Here is a 19,271-nt window from a genome sequence, read left to right as displayed (position 1 = left end):
GCCGCCGGCAACAATTAGCCAAGGGACAAAACATGCCCGCACACACTGTGACGGCCAACTATTGGTTACAGGCGAACACGGGTCTCCGCGAGCGTGACAGGCGGCGACCGGCCCACCGGGTCCGTTCCCGTGCGCCCTTGCGGATCGGCCTCGCCGGAGGCGGAACAGACGTGTCGCCGTATTGCGACACGTATGGCGGCATCGTGCTGAATGCCACCATCGACCGATACTGCTACGCCACCCTGGAAGAGACCACGGACGGCGCCATCGAGTTCTGCGCACCCGATATCGAGGTGAACGACCACGTCGCCGACGGGCTGAAGCCGGCCGGGTCGGGACAGCTGACCCTTCACCAAACCATCTATGAACGCCTGACTCGCGATTTCGATCTGGGTCGGCCGGGCGTTCGTCTGACGACGGTGTCGGACGCACCTCCCGGGTCCGGCTTGGGCTCTTCGTCAGCCCTGGTCGTCTCGGTGGTGGAGGCGTTTCGCGAGTTCTTCGCCTTGCCGCTCGGTGAGTACGACGTGGCACGGCTCGCGTTCGAGATCGAGCGCAACGACTACGGCCAAGCCGGGGGAAGTCAGGATCAATACGCAGCGACGTTCGGTGGCTTCAACGTGATGGAGTTCGGGCCCGGCGGACGGGTCATCGTGAATCCGTTGCGAATCAAGGAGGCAACGCTGCGCGAGCTCGAGGCATCGATCGTGCTGTTCCACACCGGGGTTTCGCGTAAGTCCGCCGAGATCATCGAGCGTCAGACCACCTACATTTCAGCGGGCTCCGCGTCGCAACTCGCAGCCACCCATGAACTCAAGGAAGAGGCGATTGCGATGAAGGAGGCCTTGCTGAAGGGGGATCTGGTCCAGCTCGCCGGAGTTCTCGAGCGGGGATGGCGAATGAAAAAGAAGCTGGCCGAGGGCATTTCGACTCCCCGCATCGAACACTGCTTCGATGTCGCGCTTGCGGCCGGCGCCCTCGCGGGAAAGGTGTCAGGCGCAGGGGGCGGGGGATACGTCCTGTTCCTCACGGACCCGGTCCGGCGGCCGGCGGTCACGCGGGCTCTGGGCGACTTGCACTTCGGCGCGGTACAGCCGGCACATTTTGTATCGGAAGGAGCGGTAGCGTGGGCGCTGCGATGAACACCGAGATGCTTGCATTCATCGACGGAGAGATGGCGAAAACCCGTGCCAGCCTCGACGCCTTGCAAGATCTGCGATACGCAACAATTTTGGCGGATATCTCGTGCGCGATCATCGAATCCTTGCGGTCGGGCGGAAAGATAATGTTCTGCGGAAATGGCGGATCGGCCGCAGATTCGCAGCATCTGGCCGCAGAGTTGGTCGGCCGCCAGAACTACGATCGCGCTCCTGCTGCCGGGATCGCCTTGACCGTTGACACTTCGGCCCTCACCGCGATCGGAAACGATTACGGATACGAATTCGTTTTCGCCCGGCAGGTCGAAGCGCTCGGGCGTGCCGGGGACGTTCTCATCGGGATCTCGACCTCGGGTCGCTCGGTGAATGTCGTCAGGGCGCTCGAGGCCGCGAAGGCGATGGGTGTCGTCACCGTGGCTTTCACCGGCAACCAGCCCAGAGACATGGGCATCGCCGAATATCAATTGAACGTGCCTGCCAGCGAAACGGCCAAGATACAAGAGCTTCACATCATGTGCGGCCACATGATTTTCGCTCTGGTGGAGCGGGAGCTCTTCCCGATCGAGCGAAGTGCAGACGCGTTTCTCTTCGACACCACGGGCGTGTGAGCGTGGTCGAGATCTCTCCGGCAAAGCCCATGCGCGTTGAGGCGACCCCAGCCGGCCGAACGAGCGGGATGCGGCCATCGGATATCGATGGTGGACCCGACGCCGTCATGCTCGTCGGCCCGGGCGCTCGTTTCCTCTCGGCCGTCGGATACCACAACGCCGCGATAGCCAATGCCTTCGCGCGTCGCGGCGATTCCGTGAGCGCCCTGCTGATCAGGGAGCTGTGCCCGCGTCGCTTCTACCCCGGACGCGACAGGGTCGGAACGTATGGCCCCGAGGCCCTGCATCTCGAGGGCATTCCGACCTGTGAGGGCCTCGACTGGTATTGGGGCGCCTCAATTTTTCGTTCGATCCGGTTCCTCCTCCGGCGGCGACCGAAGGTGGTCCTGCTCCAGTGGTGGGCGGCGCTGACCGCGCACAGCTACCTGATGGTTGCGTTGATGGCCCGGCTGATCGGCGCGCCGGTGGTGTTGGAGATGCATGAAACAACGGACGTCGGTGAGGCGGCGGTTCCCTTCGTCACGTCATACGCCCGGGTGGTGATGCGCCTTTTGGCGCGGTTGGTCTCCGGGGTGGTTGTTCATTCCAAGTCCGACATTGATGTGATGCAGCAGTTTTATCCCTGCCTGCGGCGACTGCCCTTTTCGGTGGTATTTCCCGGACCGCTGGAGGACGTGGGCGATGGTGAATCCGCCGCCAAGAAAAGGGTGCGCAGCGAGGGAGATCCGGTGCGGTTTCTCTTCTTTGGGGTCATCCGCCCGTACAAGGGCATCGATGAACTCGCCGAGGCCTTTTCCATGCTGATGCGCGACGGGGTGCGTGCCCATCTGACGGTGGCCGGCGAGCCATGGGGCGGCACGGAGGAGGCCTTGCAGACTATTCGAGACACGGGTGCGGAGAATCATGAGATCATCCTGGGCTTTCTTCCGGAAGACCAAGTCAGAGACTTGTTCGAGACAACAGACGTCATAGTCGTCCCGTATCGCCGTGCCTCGGCCTCGGGACCAGTCAACTTGGCGATGGAAGCGGGCCTGCCCCTGGTCACCACGAAGGTGACCGCGCTTCAAGAGGCCTGTGAAAATTACGGCGGAGTCGTTTTCGCCGACGTGGGAGATCCGGTCGGGCTGCGCGACGCCATGCTGCGATCCATGACGAAAGTCGGTACGCGCTTTGATAATCCGCACAGCTGGGATGCCAACGTTGATTGCTACGCCGATTTCTTTCGCGAACTTGCCCAGCGGTGACGTGCGATCGAAAGCCCTCACAGCGACCCCGATTCATGCTGCGCTACCTGCGAACTGAAGCCACGACGACGCCTCGGCCCGCGCTGTTCCTGGACCGCGACGGGGTCCTGAACCGGCATATCGTCGACGGGTACGTCATCGAGCCCGGCGACTTCGAGCCGATAGACCTCGCGCTCGAGGCGGCGGCCGCCGCCCAAACGACCGGTGCCGCACTGGTCGTCGTCACCAACCAGGGAAGCATCGGCACCCGCAAGGCAACCGAATCGCACGTCATGGTCATCCACGCCCTGCTTGTCGCCGCGCTCGCCGCGCACGGGATCGCCATCGACGCGATCTACACGTGCCCCCACCATCCGCGGTCCGCCGACCCGGCGCAAAGATATTGCGAGTGTCGAAAACCGAAGCCCGGCTTGATCCTTGCCGCAGCGCGCGACCTCAACCTGGACCTGGCCCGTTCAATGCTGATCGGCGATCAGCCCACCGATATTGCCGCCGCCCACGCCGCCGGGATCGCACCGGACCGAGCGCTGCTCGTCGGGCCAACCGCCGGAAGGGAATTGGCCGGCTGTGTCCGCGAAAAGCTTGGACGGCACGAGAACTATGTGGACCGGCGCAGGCGCATGAGGCACGTGGCGAACGTTCGCTGATCAAGCGCTGTCCACCGCGAAGCTGCCAGGACGACCGGCAAGTCCGTGTCTTGCGAGGTGCCGTCGCGACGGCAACGCGTGTCGTCCCTTCGCTCTGACGAAGACTTCCATGTCAGTCCGGGCCAACGCGCACAGCATGCCGACGGCGGCGACCGGGCGCATCCCGGACCCTCCGGATCGAAATGCGGTCGAGAATGCGTCGACGGCCGCTGCCCAGTTTCCGGAGATTAATTCGACGCGCCCCCTGGCGATTTCGGCTTCCTCGTTCTGCCGGGCGCCGTCCGCGCGCACCGCCTCTTCCAGGTCAGCGGTGATGCCCGGTGGAAGGCGGTCGCGGACGTCCGACAGGAACGTCTCGAGAAAGCGAGTCCTGTCGTTGGTGGTGTTGAACCAACTGCGTGTCGTCACCTGCGTCGAGTGTCGGCGCCAATTGCCGAGGAGCCTCGGCGAGGGGGCGAATTTACCGGTCATTGCGAGCCGGAGCCAGGTGGGAAGATCAACGTAATTCGTGTTCTCCGGTTGCCAAAACCCGCCGACCTCGTCGAGGGCCGTCCGTCGAATCATCACCGTCGACGCGTTGATGAAGTTGAGCCGCACCAGGGCGGGCAGGATCGAGCCAACCGGTTCGTTGCGGGCGACGGCCCCGCGCGGCTTGTGCCAGTATTTCGCGTAGGTCACCCCGTTCTCGTCCATGAGACCCGCTGTCCCGTAGCTGAGTACGACGCCAGGATCGGCGAACAGCGGCAGCTGGTGCTCGATCTTTTGATCGGGCCAGGTGTCGTCGCCGTCCAAGATCGCGACAATCGGACTTGTCGCGCTGGCGAGTGCCAATTGATACCCACGCGCCAGTCCACCGATTCCCTCGTGGGGCCTGCGGATGACGATAATTCGCGGATCTCCGAAGGACTCGGCAATCTCGGCGGTGCCGTCCTGCGAACCGTCGTCGACGACGATCATCTCCCAGTCGGGATTTGTCTGCCGGAGAACACTTTCGATGCAGGTCCCGATGAACGCACTGTGTTGATACGTCGCCGTGAGGATGCTGACGGATGGCATTGACGCCGCCTAGGTGAGTGCAGGTTGGAGTGCCTCGCCGAGTGCGCCGGTGAGGTAGACGGTATAGGTGTTGGTGAAGTGGAACCGGTCTTGGTACACGCGGATATCGGAGATGACGGGTTCACATCGCTCGGCGCATACCCAGTTCAGGGTGGGGATGTAGAGCGCCTGGGCGATGGCGGCGGCGGCCTGCTCGGCCTCGAGGTTTCCCGACGGCATGCCCTCGGCGCGCGGCACACTGCATTTCTGGACTGCCATAACATGGCCGGCCAGGCAGTGGGCGTCGTCGTTTTCCCAGTCGGGGATGTCGCCGAGCATCACCAGCCGGGTACCCGGTTGGGCGAGTTCCGTTAGCGTTGTCTCCCAGCCCTTTTGCCATTGAGCGGCGGTTGGCTGGCTGCCGTCGGCGAGCATATGGGTGCTGAAGCTGGTCACTAGCACCAGGTCTGGATGCAGATTTCGGATCGCGGCGATCGCGCTCCGGCGAAATTGGGCGCAGTCCCCGTCCGGGACGTGTTTCTCATATGAAAAGAAGGGCAGATCCAGCGGCGCGCAGTCGCCCATGTGGAAGGTCCGCAGCTGGTAGCCGCCCTTAGCGGCGATGCTTTCGAGCGCCGCTCCCCACATCCCGGCGCGGGAGTCCCCGAAGGTCACCATGCGCTTGGTGCCGTGCTCGGCGCCGGCTGCACACTGCCCGAACTCGGATACGGAGGGGTCGAGGACATTTGCGGGCAGGCCGACCTCGTGCGGGTCGACCTGGTGGCAGTCGAAGTGCCCGGTGGCCATCGGCCAGTCGGCTTTGGTCAGAAAGTAGCCCACCGCATCGGGTAGGGCGTTGATGGTTTGGGCCGCTTGGACGGCCTGAAGCACCTGAGCCGTCGTGGCGAAGACCCGGGCCGGGTTCGGCGGGGCGCCCTGCGGCGCAGCTGGCGCGTTCAACGTCGAGCAGCCACTCAGAACGACGGCGGCGACCGCGATCGTCGCGGCGGATGTTTTCAACCCGGGCCTGAGGATCTTTGTGGAGAACGCCCTTGCCGCACAATAGTTTTGGGTCATCGCCGGGCCTGGTGCTGCTGCGCAGATCTTCAGGACAGGGCCAGCGGTTGGCGGCTGAGGAGAACGTCGGCGGCATGCGCTCGAGCTTCGCGCCACCCCCGGTGGGAGAAGTCGTGGTATGCCGCCTCGGTAATCGCCGGCACCTTGTCCTCGTACACCCACCGATAATCGTTGTGCATGTCGTAGACGTGGAACCCCTGCTCTTGGAACGGCCGCAACGTGGCCTCGATTTCGGTCCTCACCTCGAGTGCCACCACCAGGTTGGGATGGGTGAATTCAGCGGCGATCTGGGGCGCGATCGCCGTTTCCGCGCCCTCGACGTCGACCTTGATGAACGAGACCCGCGGAGCGTCGGCACCCACGAGGGACGCGAGCGTGTCTGCGGCCACGGCGGTGGGAATCCAGGTGCTTCCCGTGAAGCGGCGGTCAAAATCGCCCTTGGCCGGTGGGCTGAGCCGGGAGAAGGCGTCAACGCTGGGATGCAGGTAGAAGGTGAGCTCGCCTTTCTCCGGGGCGCACGCCGCCTCGACGACGTGGACGATGCTGCCCGCCCCATTGAGCTCGACGTTGGTGCGCAGCCGCCGCGCGGTGTCGGGCGCGGCTTCGATCGCGATGACCTTCCCGGACGGGCCGACGCGCTTGGCGAACAAAAGGGTGAAGTAGCCGATGTTGGCGCCCGCGTCGACGCAGACGTCGCCTTCCTGGACGTGCCGCAGAATGAATTCGGACAGCACCGGTTCGTAGGTGCCGCGGAAGCGGAGGCAGGACGTGATGGCTGAGCTGTCCAGGCCGGCGATGAACTTGGTCCCGTAAATGGATTCCACCGGCGTTTCGTCTGGTTCGCTGCCGAGCGCCGTGAGCAACTGGCTGCATCGGTTCACGAAGACTTTCTTGGCGAGCATGGGAAGGTGTTCGTTCGCGACGCATGCGCGCATGTACCCGACTAGGGCATGGCTCGCGCGTCGCTTGGTCGGGCTGAGAGCGGGCATTATGTGCTTCCCAAGGGTCTCGTTGCGGTCCAACGTGGCGGAGATGGGTGATGACTGGTAGTCGGTGATATTGCCTTAAATCATCTTTTTAGTCAGCGTATCACGTGACAGCAAGACTGTAAGAGGCTTAATATGCGTCAAAAGATACGATAGACCCGCTAATGGGCATGGCGCGTACCCTTCACCGACTGCGCTACACCGGATCGCGCTGCGGGTCCAGGAGGTCCGATGGAAATTGTGATCGTGGGATCTGGCCCGTCGGCTGCCGCGGCCGCCCTGGCGCTTGAAGGTGTTCGCGAGGCGACGGTCACCGTTTTGGATCTGGGCACTCAGCTCGAGGACGGGCGACAAGCCGCCCGGGCGGCGATGGCAAGCACGTCGCCAGACCGCTGGAGTGCGGACGACCGGGACCTGGTCTCCGCGCTTCCGAAGGCCACGGTCGCGGGCCAGCTTCCGGTCAAGCAGATATACGGGTCGAACTTCGTGTTCGCGAACGCGGGCCAACTCGACGACATCGACGCGGACGCTGAAGCCAACCCGCTGGTGGTGTCGGGGGCCTACGGCGGGTTCTCGAACACGTGGGGGGCACAGGTGATGCCCTATTCGACGGGGACGTTCAAAACGTGGCCGATCTCGCGCCCCGACCTGGAACCGCACTACCGCGAAATCCTCAGCCAGATCCCGTATTCGGGCGAGGCCGACGACCTCGAGGAGACCTTTCCGCTGATGGGTGCTCCCGAGCACCTGCCCACGGTCACCGACCGCACGTCGTCGGTGCTGCGGCGCTACGAACGGAATCGGATCGCCGTCCGGCGGCACGGGGTGACGGTTGGTCATGCGCGTTTGGCGCTGAAGGGATCGGCATGCCGTCGGGTCGGCCTGTGCATGACCGGCTGCCCGTACCAGCTCATCTATTCCGCGTCGCAGACTTTCGATCGGCTCCGGGCACAGCGCCGGGTGGATTACCGGTCCGGCGTGCGGGTGGACCGCATCGAGGAGGACGCGGCGGGTCGTGTGTCGGTTCACGCCACGGAAGTCGACACGGGGCGGCGGCGAGTTTTCGGTGCGGATCGCGTCTTGGTCGGGGCGGGAGCGATCGGCACGACGAGGATCGTCGCCGGCTCCCTCGGACTCACGGATCGCTCCATCAGATTGGCGGAATCCGTTCAGTTCATGACGCCGTTCCTGTCGACGCGGCCGGTCGCCGAGCTGACACAGGACGGCCAGTTCACGCTCAACCAGTTCAATATCTTCGTCACCTTCGACAGCGACGGCAAAGAAGCCGCACTCGTGCATTGCTACCCGTACAACGACATCATGTTGGGGGCGCTGCCCGGGGTCTTGACCTCTGGCTCGCTGCGCTCGCTCGCCCGAACGGGCCTGCGGCGCCTGACCGTCGGCCTCGGCTACCTGCCCTCGTGGGCCTCGCCTCCCGTCGAACTTCGCATCGGCCGGGTCGAGGCCGACCGTTCGCTACCGCCGGTCCGGGTGACGTCGGGCCACAATGAGGCGACGCAGCCGATGCTCGAGCGGGTGCTCCGACAACTCCGCCGTTGCGGCCGAGCGCTCGACCTGCACCCGATACCGGGCCAAACGAAACTCTCCGGACCGGCGAAGAGTTACCACTACGGGGGATCGTTTCCCATGCAGGCGAAGCCTTTCGGCCCGTTCGCCAGCGACTCCCTCGGTCGGGTAAAGCCTTGGCGCAACGTCCATCTCGTGGATGCCTCGGTGTTTCCCACGGTGGCGGCGACCACGTTCACGTTGACGATCATGGCGAATGCGCACCGAATCACCACCGAAGCCCTAGGGGGATCGCGATGACTTCAGACCGGGTGGCGATCACGGGTGCGACCGGTTACCTCGGATCGGTTCTGTCGGAGCATTTCTCCAATCGGGGCGACCAGGTGGTCGCGTTGACGCGTCGGCGACCCGAACGCCAAGTCACCGAGTGGCGCCACTTCGAACTCGGTCGACCCCTGGACGCGGCAATTTTCCAAGACGTGAACACGCTCGTCCACGCTGCTTGGGTACTGAGCGGGAAAGACACGAGCCAACTTTGGCGCGAGAACGTGATCGGTTCGCGCCGGCTGATCGAAGCCGCCGTGACCGCCGGCGTCGGCAAAGTCGTGTTCGTGTCGTCGATGTCCGCCTATTTCGGGACACGGCAGGCCTACGGCTTGATGAAGCTGGCGGTAGAACGCACCGCCCTCGACATGGGTTGCGTCGTCGTCCGTCCCGGTCTGGTCTACGGAGAATCGCCCGGGGGCATGGCGGGCACGCTCCGGAAAATTTCTGGTCTGCCGCTTTGGCCGCGTTTCAAATCGGCCAAGCTCTTCCTGGCACACGAGGACGATGTGGCGCACGCGATCGCCACGGTGATTGAACACTTCGACGAGCTGTCGGGCGAGGTCATCGGGCTGGCGAATCCGCAGCCGGTCGACCTGCCATCGATCTTCGCGGGCCTTTCGGTCAAACGTGAACGCCGCCCCAGCGTGCCCGTGCCCGCCCGCCCCGTGATGGCCGCTTTACGGCTGCTCGAGCTCGCCGGCGTCCCGTTCCCATTTCGTTCGGACTCGCTGCTCGGGCTGATCGAGGCCGCCGACGTATTGCCCGGCCAGGACTGTCTCGTGCGGCACGGCGTCGAGTTTCGAAGTGTCGGATCCGCCCGCCAGCGGGAGCCGGTGCGGCCGCCCGGTCGCGACAAGCCGGCCGTCGAACTCCCGGTCTGACCGCGGCGATACTCAGACCGCCGCGGCCTCGCTCATCGGGTGTTCCTCCGATGCAGCGTCCAGTTCTGTTGAGCCCAAACCTATTTCGAGTCGTTCGTCGTCGCGCAGCGGGCGCCCCGGCACCACCAGCGGCGGGCGCTTCGCCGGGGCCGGCAGGCTCGCATGCACCGCGGCCAGCTGGCGGGCGACGAGCCGATTCAACCCGACGCAGACATCGTTGCCCAGGGGTTCCGCGCTGTGGTAGCGGACCCAAGCCGATGCGTGGACCCGGCCGGCTGCGGCGCTCAGCCGAATCGTCAGCACGGTGACATCGGTGTCGTCCAGCCACAACCGGTCCAGCGTCTCCGACGTGATGTCCTGTGGTGACACCCAGAAGCTGGTCGCGTACCCGTCGAAACACTTGAGGTGGCGCAATCCCGACCGAGTCGAAGCCGGTTGCAGTCCCGCCGCCACGGCGGCGTCCACTTCGGCGAACTCGTCGGCAGTCAAGGGCCGGGCCGCGCAGCGCCGACCGTTCAGATCGTCGACGAGGCGCTCGACGACCGCCGCCAAAGTCGAGGCCAGCGAATCGCGGGCCGCGACCGCGCCGACGTTGCGCTGGGGATCCATCCGCAACACCAGCCACGTACGGTGCTCGAAACCCGCAGGGCGACCGTCGGCGGCGTACCGCCTTCGTACCGAGACGATGTCGATGGCGTCCAGGCGCACATCGAAGTGGTGCAGTCCCGTTGCCACCGCCAGCACCGGCAAGGTAGCCGACGCGGCCGTCTGGTGATGGTGCGGTGCGTCCGCCGGCCCGTCGAGGGCCACCACGGCGACCAGCTGGCCCCGGTATCCGCGCACTCCGACCACGCGGCGGCCGAAGCGGCGCCGATGATCGATCGCCGCGGTGCAGCCGGGATTCAGTATCTCGCCCCGGGGCGGGGAGGACTCCGGCGTGCTCAGTGCCGCCGCCGACTCAGGGGACGAGTCCCAGATGTCGGGGGCCGACCAGTCCCACAACCACCGGGCCAGGGCCGAGATGACCGTGATCCCGCGGTAGGTGAGCAGCAAGGCCGCCGTCGCCACCACGGCGACCGCGACGCCGCCCCACCACATCGCGGTTTGCGGCCCGCCGGCGAGCTTTCTGACCACGACGAGCACTGCGACGTCGATCAGGAACGCCGACGTGGTCTTCGGCCACGACAGCGCCAGCCCGAGGCGGGGCTGGGCCTTCATCGGGGCCGCGGAGGCCGCCGCATCGCCGAGAGACTTAAGGTCTGTTTTCACCTACCTGATGATACAGAAAGTATTGTAATATGGTCTATTACTAAATAGTCCGTTTGTAGCTGGCCTCCCTAGCTGAGGAGCGGCGTATGTCGTTCTCACCAACACCCTCGGTGCGAGTCGCGATCGCGGTGGGCTGCGTCCTGGTCAGTGCCACGGCGGGGTGTTCGCGATCGCCGACAAGCACACCGGCCGCACCGGCAAGCCCGTCCGCCGTCGCGTTGGTGCCGGCCGCGTCAGCGGTCCAAGGCGAGTCGGTTCCCGGTATTGGAGCCACCCGGGCCGCTTGGGACGACTCGCACACGCCAAACGCCGCGGCTCCCAACGCCTACGGTCGAGATCCCAGCTTGCCGGAGTACCTCGCGCATGGCGGCGCCGTCTACAGCGACGTATCCGACCAGGGCACCGACAGAATCCACGGCTACTCCTTGAATATGCATACGGTCGACCGGTTCGAGGTGTTACGGCGGGTGTGGCAGGAGTTGCCTTCCGACGCGACGGTCGCCTGGGATCTGATGCGCGACCATTGTTATCGAGTGGCGTTCAACAGCCCGACCCTGCGGGCCGTCGGAGATTTCATGGCAACGGTTCAGCTTCAGTACATTCAGGCCGACGGAAAGAAGGCGACGAGTTCGGACCGCTTCAACCAAGCGGTGTTCCGGCTCGACCGTGCCGGCTCCCCACCCGACGGTGCGGAAGGCTGCGGCAAGTAAGGCGTGACCGTCCCGGCGCCGGAGCGCGCCGACCCGGTGCGTGTCGGGGCAACCCGTAGGATTGTCGTGGTGGCCGAACTGACCGGCGCGCGAGCCGAAGAGCTCGCAACAATGGACATCTTCGAGGGCTGCACTACCGAGGACCTAGTGCCGCTGGCGGCCCGTCTCCAGCCGCTGCGCGCGGCGGCCGGCCAAGTTCTGATGCAGCAGGGCGAGCAGGCCGTTTCGTTCCTGCTCATCTCGTCGGGCACCGCCGAGATCAAGCGGGTCGACAGCGACGGCACGGTCAACGCCGGACACGTGACGCCCGGGACCATCGTGGGAGAGATCGCCCTGTTGCGGAATATCCCGCGCATCGCGACGGTCACCACGGCCGAACCGTTGACCGGCTGGATCGGGGACAACGACGCCTTCACCTGGATGGTGCACCTGCCGGGGGTGATGCCGCGGTTGCTGCGCACGGTGCGCCAGCGGCTGGCCGCATTCATCACCCCGATCCCCATAGAGGTGCGCGACGGCACCCGCCTGATGCTGCGCCCGGTCCTGCCCGGCGACGACGAGCGCACCGTCCACGGCCACATCCAGTTCTCCAGCGAGACCCTGTATCGGCGGTTCATGACGGCCCGCATGCCGACCCCGGCGCTGCTGCACTACCTGTCCGAGGTCGACTACGTCGACCACTTCGTGTGGGTGGTGACCGACGGGGACAACCCGGTGGCCGACGCCCGCTTCGTCCGCGACGAGAGCGATCCCACAACCGCCGAGATCGCCTTCACGGTGGCCGACGCCTACCAGGGCCGGGGGATCGGGAGCTTCCTGATCAGCGCGCTGTCCATCGCCGCAAGGGTCGACGGCGTCGAAAGATTCTCCGCGCGAATGCTTTCCGACAACGGGCCGATGCGAGCGATCATGGACCACTACGGCGCGGTCTGGGAGCGCGAGGACGTCGGCGTCATCACCACCGTCATCGACGTGCCTCACCGGCTGATCTTCGGCCGTCACATGGCCGAACAGATCAAGCGCGTCGCCCGTCAGGTGATCGAAGCGGTCGGCTGAACGGGCATGCGGCCGTTGTGGATTGGGATTCCGGTTGTCCTGATGACGGCGTGTGCGCACACCCACGCGCCCGCGCCGTCGGTCGCGCCCACCAAATCGGCCGCCGCCCCCAACGCAACCGTCAACCCCGCCAACATCAAGCGGGTGGTTGGCGAGCTGCCTCCCCACTACGAGGTGACCACCAACATTCCGAGCGGGGCGTCGCCGAGGGTCATCTGGAGCCTCGAGGCCGCCGCGAGCGCCAAGCCGCTGCCGTGCGCGACGCTCGCCGACCCGGGCAACGGACGTGACCAGTCCGCGCAGGGCTTTTCCGGGTCGGGGACCGGCGGCATCGTCGACGCGGTGGTGGTGGCTTTGCCAGGGCCGGTGGACCTCGACCAGGGCGTCGTCGCGGCGTGCGGGCGGTGGACCATGAGCGACGGCCACACCACCGCCAGCGTTCGACTCATCGACGCCCCTCACATCGACGGCGCGGCGACGCTCGGCATGGTGGCCGACACCAAGTCGTCCGTCGAATCGGGCACCGAAATCGATTCGCGCGCATACACTTTCACCGCCTACCTGGGCCAGTACTACGCGTTCACCACGCTGACCACGGACCCCGGTTCGACGCTGCCCGCGCTACCGCCGCAGTTCGCCGCCGACCTGCTCGTCAAAACGGTGTCCACATTGCGCGGCTGAGCGTCCCCGTTGGGTAGATTGGCCACGATGTTGAAGGTGTTGCTCGCGACCGCCTCCGTGTGCGTGCTCGCCGGATGCTCGTCGGGCAACGATCCCGCCCCCGTCAAGGCCGACATCGGCAAGGTCGTCGACGTCAAGTCGAGCTTCGGGCCCGACTACAAGGTCACCGACATCCCCGTCCGAGGCGTCGACCCCAAGCTGCTCTCGGCCCGGAAACTGCCCGACGGCCTGACTTTCGACCCGGCGAACTGCGCGAAAGCGGCGGTCGGCCCGGACATGCCACCCGACTTGCAGGGCAACATGGCCGCCGTCTCCGCCGAGGGCAACGGCAACCGGTTCGTAGTCATCGCCTTGGAGACGTCAAAAGCCCTGCCGTTCAACGACCCCGGGAAGGACTGCGCCAAGGTCGCATTCGCCGGGACCGGGGTACGGGGCGGCATCGAGGCGATCGACGCGCCGCACATCGACGGGGCCCGCACCGCGGGCGTGCACCGCGTCCTGCAGGCCGTGGTCGGCGGGGGAGCGCGCACCGGCGAGCTGTACGACTATTCGGCCCAATTTGGTGATTACCAGGTGATCGTCATCGCCAACCCGCTGGTCATTCCGGACCAGCCGGTGGCCAAGATCGACACCCAACGCGCGCGCGACCTCCTCGTCAAGGCGGTCGCCGCGGTCCGTTCGTAGGCCGCTAGGCCGATGGCGGCGACCCACCGCGCCCGGCTGGGCCGTGCTTGTGATCGCCGCTAGGCCGATGGCGGCGACCCACGGCGCCCGGCTGGGACATTGCTGCCGCGTCTGCGGCAGCGCCGCTAGCGCACGTCGCGGGGACGGAACTGGATGCTCACGCGCGGGCCGATCGGCGCCGAGGTCTTGGGCACCGAGTGCTCCCAGGTGCGCTGGCACGATCCGCCCATCACCAGCAGATCGCCGTGGGCCTGCGGCAGCCGCAGCGACGGGCCGCCACCGCGCCGCCGCATCGCGAAAGTGCGCGTCGCGCCCAGGCTGACGATCGCCACCATGGTGTCCTGCGAGCTGCTGCGCCCGATGGTGTCGCCGTGCCAGGCCACGCTGTCCGAGCCGTCGCGGTAACAGCACAATCCGACGCTGGTGAAGGGCTCGCCGAGCTCGCCGGCGTAGATGTCGTTGAGCCGCCGCCGCAGCTTGCCCAGCAGCGGGTGTGGGGGATCCTCGACGGTCAGGTCGTGGAAGCTGACCAGCCGCGGCACGTCGACCACCCGGTCGTACATGTGGCGGCGCTCGGCCCGCCATGGGACGGTCGATAGGAGGTCGGCGAACAGGTCGTCGGCCTCGGCCAGCCAGGCGGCGCGGATCTCGATGAAGGCGCCGTCACCGAGCTGTCTGCGCTCGGTGTGCTCGAACAGCGAGCCCTGTACCGCGATGCTCACGGCGCCCATTTTATCGCACACCCGTTCGATGAGAAGGGGGCCGGCCTCGCGACCGGCTACCGTTTTCAGGGTGGGTGTTGTCGAGCTGGGCACCAATTCAGAGGTGGGCGCGCTTCGGGTCGCCATCCTGCACCGCCCCGGCGCGGAGCTGCGCCGGCTCAATCCGCGCAACAACGACCAGCTGCTCTTCGACGGGCTGCCCTGGGTCGCGCGGGCGCAGGAGGAGCACGACGAGTTCGCCGAGCTGTTGCGTTCCCGCGGCGTCGAGGTGCTGCTGCTGTCGGATCTGCTGACCGAGGCCCTCAACCACAGCGGTGCCGCCCGGATGCAGGGTGTCGCCGCGGCGGTGGACGCTCGCCGGCTCGGGACGCCACTGGCGCAAGAGCTTTCGGCCTACCTGCGGGGGCTGGACCCGGTGACGCTGGCCAACCTGCTGATGGGCGGCATGACCTTCAACGAGCTGCCGCCGGACACCCGCACCGAGGTCTCCCTGGTGCTTCGCATGCACCACGGGGCGGATTTCGTCATCGATCCACTGCCGAACCTGGTGTTCACCCGTGACTCGTCGATCTGGATCGGGCCGCGGGTGGTGATCCCGACCCTGGCGCTGCGCGCGCGCGTTCGCGAGGCGTCGTTGACCGACCTGATCTATGCCCATCACCCGCGGTTCACCGGGGTGCGGCGCGCCTACGAGTCCCGCACCGCCCCCGTCGAGGGCGGCGACGTGCTGCTGCTCGCCCCCGGCGTGATCGCGGTCGGGGTTGGTGAACGGACCACCCCCGCCGGTGCGGAAGCGTTGGCGCGCAGCCTTTTTGACGACGATCTCGCCGACACCGTGCTCGCGGTGCCGATCGCCCAGCGGCGCGCGCAAATGCACCTGGACACGGTGTGCACGATGGTCGACACCGACACCGTGGTGATGTACGCGAACATCGTCGACACGCTGTCGGCGTACACGATCCAGCGCACCCCCGGCGGTGTCACCATCGGCGACGAGACGCCGTTCCTGGAAGCAGCCGCCAAGGCGATGGGGATCGACAAGCTGCGGGTGATCGACACCGGTTTGGATCCCCTCGTGGCCGAGCGGGAGCAGTGGGACGACGGCAACAACACGTTGGCGCTGGCACCCGGCGTCGTCGTCGCCTACGAGCGCAACGCGCAGACCAACGCCCGCCTGCAGGACGCGGGCATCGAGGTGCTCACCATCGCCGGGTCCGAATTGAGCACCGGCCGCGGCGGCCCCCGGTGCATGTCGTGCCCCGCCGCGCGCGATCCGGTGTAGGCCTTCTGCACCGAGATTGCCGGCATGGTTGTGCTGGTGCGCGAATCGCAGCCATCAGGGCAATCTCGCTGCAGATCGGCGGGCCAAGGCGTCGCGTGCCCGTTGAATGACGACGTTCGGCCGGTCTTCGTTGATCACCTTGATCACCTCCCAGCCAAGGCGATGAATCATCTCGGCTCGGCGGATGTCGCGCACGTATTGGCGCCGATCGGTGCGATGTTGGTCACCGTCGTATTCGAGCGCCACCATTGGCCCGTCCCAGCCCATGTCGAGGTACGCGACGAGGTTGCCATCGGTGACGTGAATCTGTGTGGTAGGTCGCGGCAAGCCGGCATCGATGAGCGCGAGCCGCAACCAGGTTTCCTTGGGCGACTGCGCGCCACCGTCCATTAGTGAGAGCGCCGTTCGACAGCGACGCACGCCCCTTGCGCCCGGATGGCGGTCGATCAACGGCATCACATCAGCGGCGGTGATCCCGGTAGCGGCTGATAACGCGTCAAGATTGGCGACCGCAAGATCGCGTGCCAGGTGACGCGCCAGATCGAACGCGGTACGCGACCGGTCAGTCAGCAGCAGCTGACCCCGTTCAACGAGATCCTGTGCGGCGATGCGTTCGCGGCGGACGATGATGCCGGGCGGTGGATGGTTGAACGGCCCGACGATTTCTATCGGGGTGAAGTCCTCGACCCATTTGGCTCCGTGGAGGGCTGCTGCCGCTCGGCCCGCGATGATTCCTCGACGGCCGGACCACAGCCAGGCGGCGTAGATGTCATCCCTCAGCGACCGTGCTGCGTTCTTGGGTAGGTATACGTCGCGATGAATCTTCCGGTAGTTCCAGCGCAATTGGCCGCGCGTGAGGGCGCCGCGCGCTACTGCCTCACTGCCGAGAAAGACCCCCACCACGCGCTTATGATGCGCACGACGACCGACAGCCTGTCGAGATTGCCGTCATGGTTGTGCTGGCGCGCGAATCGCAGCCACCACGGCAATCTCGCCGACAGATGCGAGAACTAGCGCCAGCTGGGCAGCCAGATCTCCATGTTCCAGGTCTGCTGGGAAATCGGCAGGCCGGTGAGCACGGGGAACAGCCACGCGAAATTGGTCACCACTAATGCGACATAACAGCTGACCGCGATCAGTCCGAGCGTGCGCCGTTCGGAGTTCTGGTTGCGGGCGTAGAGGATGTCGCCGCAGATCAGCGCGATGCCCATGGCCAGGAACGGCGCCATCGTCGCGGCGTAGAAGAAGTACATCTGCCGGTCGATGTCGGCGAACCACGGCAGCCACCCCGCGCAGTAGCCAGTCAAAACGGCCGCATAGCGCCAGTCCCGGCGGACCAGCATTCGCCAACAGGCGTAGAGCAACACCGGCACCGCCAGCCACCACATCGCCGGGGTGCCCACCAACATCTCCGCCTTGACGCACGACTGCGCGCCGCAGCCAGGGACGTTCTGCTGGTCGATGGCGTAGAGGACCGGCCGCAACGACATCGGCCAGCTCCACGGTTTGGATTCCCACGGGTGATAGTTGCCGGCGGAGTTCGTCAGGCCCGCGTGGAACTGAAACGCCTTGGCGGTGTAGTGCCACAGCGAGCGAATGGCGTCGGGCAGGGGAACGACGGAGTGCGGGCCGATCGACTGGCCGACCTCGTGGCGGTCGATCGCGGTCTCCGACGCGAACCAGGGCGCGTAGCTGGCGAGGTATACCGCGAACGGGATGAGCGCCAGCGCGTACCCGGTGGGAATCAGGTCGCGCCGCAAGACCCCGAGCCACGGCCGGGTCACCTGGTATTGGCGCCGCGCCGCGACGTCGAACGCCAATGACAGCACACCGAAGAACAGCACGAAGTAGAGACCGGACCACTTTGTGCCGCAAGCCAATCCGAGCATCACCCCGGCGAGGAAGCGCCACCAACGCACGCCAAGCCTTGGGCCCCATAGGGTTTGGGCGCTGCGGCCCTCCACGAGCGCGATGTGCAGTCGCCAGCGCACCTGATCGCGGTCGACGATCAGCGCGCCGAACGCGGCGACCACGAAGAAGGTCAACAGGCCGTCGAGCAGGGCGGTCCGCGCGGTGACGAAGCTGACGCCGTCGCAGATCACCAGCACCCCGGCGATCGCGCCGACCAGCGTCGAGCGGCTGATCCGCCGGACGGTCCGCATCACCAGCACCGCCATGACGACGCCGAGCAGGGCGCCGGTGAACCGCCAGCCCACCCCGTTGTAGCCGAAGACCGCCTCGCCGAGAGCGATCAACTGCTTGCCGACCGGCGGGTGCACGACCAGGCCGAACCCGGGGTTGTCCTCCACCCCATGGTTGTGCAGCACCTGCCAGGCCTGGGGCGCGTAGTGCTTCTCGTCGAAGACGGGCGTGCCGGCATCCGTCGGCGAGCCCAGGTTGAGGAACCGGGTCACCGTCGCCAGCACCGTGATCACCCCGGTCGCGACCCAGCCGCGAATGGTGTCGGTCGGCCCGAAGTCCGCCACCGGAACCAGCGGGCCCGGGCTGTCGACGGGTACGACACGCTCGCGCTCGGCGACGGCGCTTTCGCGGGGCGGGGCGGTCATCACGTCGATCGTAGGCTGTCCGTCATGACCTCCGGTCGCCTATTGCTGGGCGCGACGCCCCTGGGACAACCGTCGGATGCCTCGCCGCGCCTGGTCGACGCGCTGGCCCACGCCGACGTGGTGGCCGCCGAGGACACCCGGCGGGTGCGGATCCTGGCCAAGGCGCTGGAAGCCGAGATCAAGGGTCGGGTGGTCAGCCTGTACGACCGGGTGGAGGCCGTTCGGGTGCCCGCCCTCGTCGACGCGATGAAGGCCGGGGCGACGGTGCTGATGGTCAGCGACGCCGGCATGCCGTTGATCAGCGACCCCGGCTACCGGCTGGTCGCGGCGTGCGTCGAGGCCGGGGTTCCGCTGACCTGTCTGCCCGGGCCGTCCGCGGTGACGACCGCGCTGGCCGTGTCCGGGCTGCCGTCGGAGCGGTTCTGCTTCGAGGGGTTCGCCCCGCGCAAGAAGTCGGCGCGCCGGACCTGGTTGGCCTCGCTGTCCGACGAGCGCCGCACCTGCGTGTTCTTCGAATCGCCGCGGCGGCTGGCGGCCTGCCTGCGCGACGCCGTGGACGAACTCGGCGGCGCCCGCCGGGCGGTGGTCTGCCGCGAGCTGACGAAGGTGCACGAGGAAGTGGTGCGCGGTTCGCTGGAGGAGCTGGCCACGTGGGCGAACGACGGGGTGCTGGGCGAGATCACCGTCGTGCTCGCCGGCGCGACGCCGCGCGCCGACCTGCCGTCACTGGTGGCCGAGGTGGAGGCGATGGTTGCCGGCGGCGTGCGCGTCAAGGACGCGTGCAGCGAGGTGGCCGCGGCGCATCCGGACG

General features: G+C 66.6%; 19 protein-coding genes. 12 read left to right on the top strand and 7 right to left on the bottom strand.

All coding sequences use genetic code 11. From position 1 onward, the window contains the following. Nucleotides 1-137 precede the first annotated feature (137 nt). From N415_RS28355 to N415_RS28340, 4 genes are read left to right on the top strand one after another with little or no spacing between them, the layout of a single operon-like run. Nucleotides 138-1,142 carry a hypothetical protein gene (locus N415_RS28355; RefSeq protein ID WP_068189032.1) on the top strand — a complete coding sequence of 335 codons (1,005 nt, stop codon included), beginning with the start codon at nt 138-140 and terminating at the stop codon, nt 1,140-1,142. After that, nucleotides 1,127-1,765 (top strand): SIS domain-containing protein, encoded by a 639-nt coding sequence (locus N415_RS28350; protein WP_239645728.1) that lies wholly within the window; start codon nt 1,127-1,129, stop codon nt 1,763-1,765. The genes N415_RS28355 and N415_RS28350 overlap by 16 nt, the downstream gene beginning before the upstream one ends. Continuing rightward, nucleotides 1,762-3,009: a glycosyltransferase family 4 protein gene (locus N415_RS28345; protein WP_152531624.1), complete on the top strand. Its 1,248-nt coding sequence runs from the start codon at nt 1,762-1,764 to the stop codon at nt 3,007-3,009. Before N415_RS28350 ends, N415_RS28345 begins: the two co-directional genes overlap by 4 nt. A gap of 35 nt (nt 3,010-3,044) precedes the next feature. Continuing rightward, a complete protein-coding gene (locus N415_RS28340) occupies nt 3,045-3,656 on the top strand; it encodes an HAD-IIIA family hydrolase (RefSeq protein ID WP_068189026.1) in 612 nt (203 codons plus the stop codon). Here N415_RS28340 and N415_RS28335 read toward each other — a convergent pair whose 3' ends face one another. The 3 genes from N415_RS28335 to N415_RS28325 form a co-directional block, all read right to left on the bottom strand. Further along, nucleotides 3,657-4,712, bottom strand: coding sequence for a glycosyltransferase family A protein (locus N415_RS28335; RefSeq protein WP_081665575.1), 1,056 nt, complete (start codon nt 4,710-4,712; stop codon nt 3,657-3,659). It abuts the gene before it with no gap. A 9-nt stretch (nt 4,713-4,721) separates the two neighbouring features. Continuing rightward, nucleotides 4,722-5,711, bottom strand: coding sequence for an SGNH hydrolase domain-containing protein (locus tag N415_RS28330; protein WP_152531623.1), 990 nt, complete (start codon nt 5,709-5,711; stop codon nt 4,722-4,724). Nucleotides 5,712-5,797: 86 nt separating this feature from the next. Then, the gene (locus tag N415_RS28325; protein WP_068189020.1) at nt 5,798-6,703 is read right to left on the bottom strand and encodes an FkbM family methyltransferase; all 906 of its coding nucleotides are present in this window, start codon (nt 6,701-6,703) and stop codon (nt 5,798-5,800) included. 282 nt (nt 6,704-6,985) lie between these two features. On the opposite strand from N415_RS28325, the gene N415_RS28320 reads away from it, so the two are divergent. Both N415_RS28320 and N415_RS28315 read left to right on the top strand, forming a co-directional pair. Then, nucleotides 6,986-8,581 carry a GMC oxidoreductase gene (locus N415_RS28320; protein WP_068189019.1) on the top strand — a complete coding sequence of 532 codons (1,596 nt, stop codon included), beginning with the start codon at nt 6,986-6,988 and terminating at the stop codon, nt 8,579-8,581. Then, complete coding sequence (locus N415_RS28315) at nt 8,578-9,489, top strand: NAD-dependent epimerase/dehydratase family protein (RefSeq protein WP_068189015.1); 912 nt, start codon at nt 8,578-8,580, stop codon at nt 9,487-9,489. Before N415_RS28320 ends, N415_RS28315 begins: the two co-directional genes overlap by 4 nt. Nucleotides 9,490-9,501: 12 nt before the next feature. Here N415_RS28315 and eccE read toward each other — a convergent pair whose 3' ends face one another. Then, a complete protein-coding gene (eccE, locus tag N415_RS28310; RefSeq protein ID WP_068189012.1) occupies nt 9,502-10,707 on the bottom strand; it encodes a type VII secretion protein EccE in 1,206 nt (401 codons plus the stop codon). 137 nt (nt 10,708-10,844) lie between these two features. On the opposite strand from eccE, the gene N415_RS28305 reads away from it, so the two are divergent. The 4 genes from N415_RS28305 to N415_RS32365 are packed head-to-tail and all read left to right on the top strand — an operon-like array spanning nt 10,845 to nt 13,889. Continuing rightward, a complete protein-coding gene (locus tag N415_RS28305; RefSeq protein ID WP_152531622.1) occupies nt 10,845-11,468 on the top strand; it encodes a hypothetical protein in 624 nt (207 codons plus the stop codon). A 60-nt stretch (nt 11,469-11,528) separates the two neighbouring features. Beyond that, entirely contained in the window at nt 11,529-12,524 is a 996-nt protein-coding gene (locus N415_RS28300) for a GNAT family N-acetyltransferase (RefSeq protein WP_152531625.1), read from the top strand. Nucleotides 12,525-12,530: 6 nt separating this feature from the next. Continuing rightward, nucleotides 12,531-13,205 carry a DUF5642 family protein gene (locus N415_RS32370; RefSeq protein ID WP_068189006.1) on the top strand — a complete coding sequence of 225 codons (675 nt, stop codon included), beginning with the start codon at nt 12,531-12,533 and terminating at the stop codon, nt 13,203-13,205. A gap of 27 nt (nt 13,206-13,232) precedes the next feature. Then, nucleotides 13,233-13,889: a DUF5642 family protein gene (locus N415_RS32365; RefSeq protein WP_068189003.1), complete on the top strand. Its 657-nt coding sequence runs from the start codon at nt 13,233-13,235 to the stop codon at nt 13,887-13,889. 125 nt (nt 13,890-14,014) lie between these two features. On the opposite strand, the gene N415_RS28285 is transcribed toward N415_RS32365, so the two are convergent. Then, nucleotides 14,015-14,611: an alpha-ketoglutarate-dependent dioxygenase AlkB gene (locus N415_RS28285; protein WP_193376517.1), complete on the bottom strand. Its 597-nt coding sequence runs from the start codon at nt 14,609-14,611 to the stop codon at nt 14,015-14,017. A 70-nt stretch (nt 14,612-14,681) separates the two neighbouring features. On the opposite strand from N415_RS28285, the gene arcA reads away from it, so the two are divergent. Further along, nucleotides 14,682-15,893: an arginine deiminase gene (gene arcA / locus N415_RS28280; RefSeq protein WP_068188996.1), complete on the top strand. Its 1,212-nt coding sequence runs from the start codon at nt 14,682-14,684 to the stop codon at nt 15,891-15,893. A gap of 54 nt (nt 15,894-15,947) precedes the next feature. Here the strand turns inward: arcA and N415_RS28275 are convergent, their stop codons facing one another. Continuing rightward, a complete protein-coding gene (locus N415_RS28275; protein WP_068188993.1) occupies nt 15,948-16,796 on the bottom strand; it encodes a hypothetical protein in 849 nt (282 codons plus the stop codon). 107 nt (nt 16,797-16,903) lie between these two features. Then, entirely contained in the window at nt 16,904-18,460 is a 1,557-nt protein-coding gene (locus N415_RS28270; protein WP_068188990.1) for a dolichyl-phosphate-mannose--protein mannosyltransferase, read from the bottom strand. 24 nt (nt 18,461-18,484) lie between these two features. On the opposite strand from N415_RS28270, the gene rsmI reads away from it, so the two are divergent. Continuing rightward, on the top strand, nt 18,485-19,271 hold a 787-nt coding region (rsmI, locus tag N415_RS28265; protein WP_068189089.1), incomplete at its 3' end, for a 16S rRNA (cytidine(1402)-2'-O)-methyltransferase.

The organism is Mycobacterium sp. UM_CSW, from assembly GCF_000455205.1.
In the GTDB taxonomy this organism is placed as follows: domain Bacteria; phylum Actinomycetota; class Actinomycetes; order Mycobacteriales; family Mycobacteriaceae; genus Mycobacterium.
This window is presented reverse-complemented; position numbering and strand designations above follow the sequence as displayed.

Bases quoted from the DNA above. Each gene is read 5' to 3' on its own strand.
- N415_RS28315 (WP_068189015.1), top strand. From the start codon at position 8,578: ATGACTTCAGACCGGGTGGCGATCACGGGTGCGACCGGTTACCTCGGA.
- N415_RS28340 (WP_068189026.1), top strand. From the start codon at position 3,045: ATGCTGCGCTACCTGCGAACTGAAGCCACGACGACGCCTCGGCCCGCG.
- N415_RS28270 (WP_068188990.1), bottom strand. From the start codon at position 18,460: ATGACCGCCCCGCCCCGCGAAAGCGCCGTCGCCGAGCGCGAGCGTGTC.
- N415_RS28320 (WP_068189019.1), top strand. From the start codon at position 6,986: ATGGAAATTGTGATCGTGGGATCTGGCCCGTCGGCTGCCGCGGCCGCC.
- N415_RS32365 (WP_068189003.1), top strand. From the start codon at position 13,233: ATGTTGAAGGTGTTGCTCGCGACCGCCTCCGTGTGCGTGCTCGCCGGA.
- N415_RS32370 (WP_068189006.1), top strand. From the start codon at position 12,531: ATGCGGCCGTTGTGGATTGGGATTCCGGTTGTCCTGATGACGGCGTGT.
- N415_RS28335 (WP_081665575.1), bottom strand. From the start codon at position 4,712: ATGCCATCCGTCAGCATCCTCACGGCGACGTATCAACACAGTGCGTTC.
- eccE (WP_068189012.1), bottom strand. From the start codon at position 10,707: ATGAAGGCCCAGCCCCGCCTCGGGCTGGCGCTGTCGTGGCCGAAGACC.
- N415_RS28305 (WP_152531622.1), top strand. From the start codon at position 10,845: ATGTCGTTCTCACCAACACCCTCGGTGCGAGTCGCGATCGCGGTGGGC.
- N415_RS28325 (WP_068189020.1), bottom strand. From the start codon at position 6,703: ATGCGCGCATGCGTCGCGAACGAACACCTTCCCATGCTCGCCAAGAAA.